Annotated in this window: 2 protein-coding genes; both read left to right on the plus strand. The window is 51.0% G+C overall.

All coding sequences use genetic code 11. The features are described 5' to 3' along the window. Positions 1–363 precede the first annotated feature (363 nt). Positions 364–2,052, plus strand: a complete 1,689-nt coding sequence (locus Q7O77_RS16085) for a methyl-accepting chemotaxis protein (RefSeq protein WP_304169664.1) — start codon at positions 364–366, stop codon at positions 2,050–2,052. A gap of 436 nt (positions 2,053–2,488) precedes the next feature. Continuing rightward, the coding region (locus Q7O77_RS16090) for a Tar ligand binding domain-containing protein (RefSeq protein WP_304169666.1) at positions 2,489–3,255 on the plus strand (767 nt) is incomplete at its 3' end.

Consider the following 3,255-nt stretch of genomic DNA (forward strand, 5'->3'; position numbering starts at 1 on the left):
AATTCAACGAATAAAAAATATTTATTTTTTTACTAATGAATAAAACCAGTATTTAACTCTCCCGTTACGCACCGGCACTGCTGCCATCGGCGCGCGCCACCATTCGTTTCACCCGTTTTCACAATACTATCAAAAATAATAACTAACCTAATCGCGTCTCCGATATATACTAGGCCGCGACATTTGTTACTTGCGTGTTTCATTTATTGAAAAAATGGAACATCCGGCGCGATCTCGTCTGCGAGCGACAACATACAGCACTTGTTATTTCCTTTAATAAAAGAACGATTTTACAGATTTAACAGCCCATGTTGTTTATCAGCACGGGCATGAAATCGTTAGTAAAACATACGGAGTTTATTTATGAGTTTTCTGAAGAATGTCACCATCAGGACTATGATGTTAATCATACTTGGCATATTCCTCCTCCTTTGGGTCGGCGTATCTTTATTTACCGTTTCCGAATTCAATAAAATGGGGTCGCTGCTTGACGTCAACCAGTCGCAGAAAAAAAGTTATCTATTACTGGTGAAAGGAGGCGATCAATATTTTCGCGCCGTGACGCGGATGCTGAGAAGCGCCGACTACGTGCAGCTCGGTGATACGGCTACGGCGAAAACCATGCTGGACTCAGCCAACGTCGCAATTAAAAATACCAAAGACGCGCTGGAACAGTTTCGCCATAACGACTCGCTTGAGATTGACCCCGCGTTAATCACTAATACGACATCTACCTGGTCTTCGCTGATCGAGTCGGGCATCGAGCCCATGTTCGCCGCGCTGCAAGCCGGTCGCATTGACGACTTTCGTCAGATTTACCGCGTGACATATCCGTCCCTCAGCGTGAACTTTGCTGCCAATTCAGACCAGTATGCCGAGGCGCTGCAGGCCAACCGAGCCATCGACGACGTTCACGCGATGACGTCATTGAACAAACGCCTACTGATTGTGACGATGATACTGGGTGTGATCATTCTGATTATCAGCGACCGTTATCTGGTCAACTATCTGGTGAAACCGATTAATCAGCTGAAGTCGCATCTTGAACGTCTGAGCGAAGGCCAGCTGAGCTTCGATTTGAAAGAGTTTGGCCGCAACTGCGCCGGGCAGCTGTTTCCGCACGTGACCTTTTTGCAAAACAGCCTGCGTACGACGGTGAGCACTATCCGCGACAGCGCGTTCTCAATTCATCAGGGTTCCAGCGAGATTCGCCTGGGCAACAACGACCTGTCCGCGCGTACTGAACAGCAGGCCGCCGCGTTGCAGGAAACAGCGGCCAGCATGGAAGAGCTGAGCTCGACCGTGAAAATGAATGCTGAAAACGTTCATCAGGCCAGCAAACTGGCGCACGAAGCGTCTATCGTCGCGCGGAAAGGCGGCGAGATTACGGATGACGTCGTGGGTACGATGGACGACATTACGACCAGCTCCCGCAAAATCGCGGATATCACCAGCGTGATCAACGGCATCGCGTTCCAGACCAACATTCTGGCGCTGAACGCGGCGGTTGAAGCGGCCAGAGCCGGTGAGCAAGGGCGTGGCTTCGCCGTGGTGGCGGGGGAAGTCCGCAATCTGGCGCAGCGCTCAGCTCAGGCAGCGAAAGAGATTGAAGGTTTGATCGCCGAATCCGTCTCGCGCGTCGATATTGGTTCCAGCCAGGTCAAAAAAGCTGGCGAAGCGATGGGCACGATCATTACCTCTATTACCCACGTTAACGACCTGATTAGCGAAATCGCCTCGGCCTCCGATGAGCAGAGCCGCGGTATCGAGCAGGTGGGCAGCGCGGTGACGCAAATGGACGGCGTGACTCAGCAGAACGCCGCCTTGGTGCAGGAAGCCTCCGCTGCTGCGGGCTCTCTGGAAGAGCAGGCGCGTCATCTGACCGATGCCGTGGCCGTCTTCAAGCTGGAAAGCGAAGCGCGTCCGGCTTCCGGTAGCCCCCAAAATGGTCTGGAATTGAAACGCCCAGCGCTGAGCCAAAAACCGGCATTGGTCGCAGCACCTGCCGCCAGCAAGGCGCAAAACAGCAATGACAACTGGGAACAGTTTTAATTTCCATCGTTAATGAGCACCACTAAGCGCACCGGTTTCGCCGGTGCGTTTTTTATTCTCCTTCCTCTTTCAATACTCGTCATATAACCCTGACAGCCAGGATCCGCAGGACCAAAAATAGTCGTTTTTCGGTTGCGGTGACGCTGGTCTCATTTCTCTTTAGATAAAAGCGTGGCTCTGAATACCCCTTTTTATATCCGTGCCTATACTTAGGGAATTAAAACCCGGCAGGTGTTTTGGACGACGGCTTTATCGCCGTTCAAGCGTGGCTGCGTTTCTATGGAAGGGTTTTAAATCAGATAGTTAGGAAGTACAGCAGGGCATGGCTTGACGCGTCTGAACAGGGTTAATCATCGCTGCACATTCGTTCATCGAAAAGAAAGAATATTGTTCGCGTCAGGGCGCGGACCTATTAAAGACTCTCATGGGGTGGAATATGCATTTTCTGAAAAACATCAGCATACATGCGATGGTATTAGTCATTGTAGGCACACTGATCGTGATATGGGGTATCGCGTCGGGATACAGTATTTATTCTCTAAATCAGGCGACGAATTTACTGACGCAGGGTGAAGCGCAGAAAAAGAATTATTCCTTTTTGATTTACGGCAACGACCAGTATTTCCGCGCTGTCATCCGTCTGGAACGAGCGATGGATTTTATGCAGGAGAACGATCAGGTTAACGCCAAGAAGACGATGGATATGGCGCAGTCCGCTATCCAGAATACGAAGACGGCACTGGAAAACTTCAAAAATTCCGAACACATCGGGATTGACCCGACCACCGCGAACGGCGTGTATACCACCTGGGAAAAGGTGATCACGGATGCGGTAGACCCCATGAATGCCGCGCTGCAGCGTAATGATCTCGCCAGTTTCCGCACGCTGTTCCGCGAAGTTTTCCCGCCGATTGCATGGACGTTTGGCGATGAGCTTAAAAAATACAGCGATGAGATGTCGGCGTCCAAAATCATTCCTTCTATTAGCGAACACAACGCTCGTAACCGCGATACGATCATCATCGTGCTGCTCGCCGGTATCGTGGTGCTGATCTTTACCGAATACTATCTGCGCAACTATCTGGTTAAACCGATTGCGGTCATTAAATCGCATCTGGCGCAGCTCACGGCGGGCCGTCTGGGTTGCGAACTGGTTGAGTTCGGCCGCAACTGCGCTGGTCGCTTGATCCCGGACATCAAACT

Origin of the sequence: Lonsdalea britannica, assembly GCF_946477055.1 — a bacterium.
Classification (GTDB): domain Bacteria; phylum Pseudomonadota; class Gammaproteobacteria; order Enterobacterales; family Enterobacteriaceae; genus Lonsdalea; species Lonsdalea britannica_A.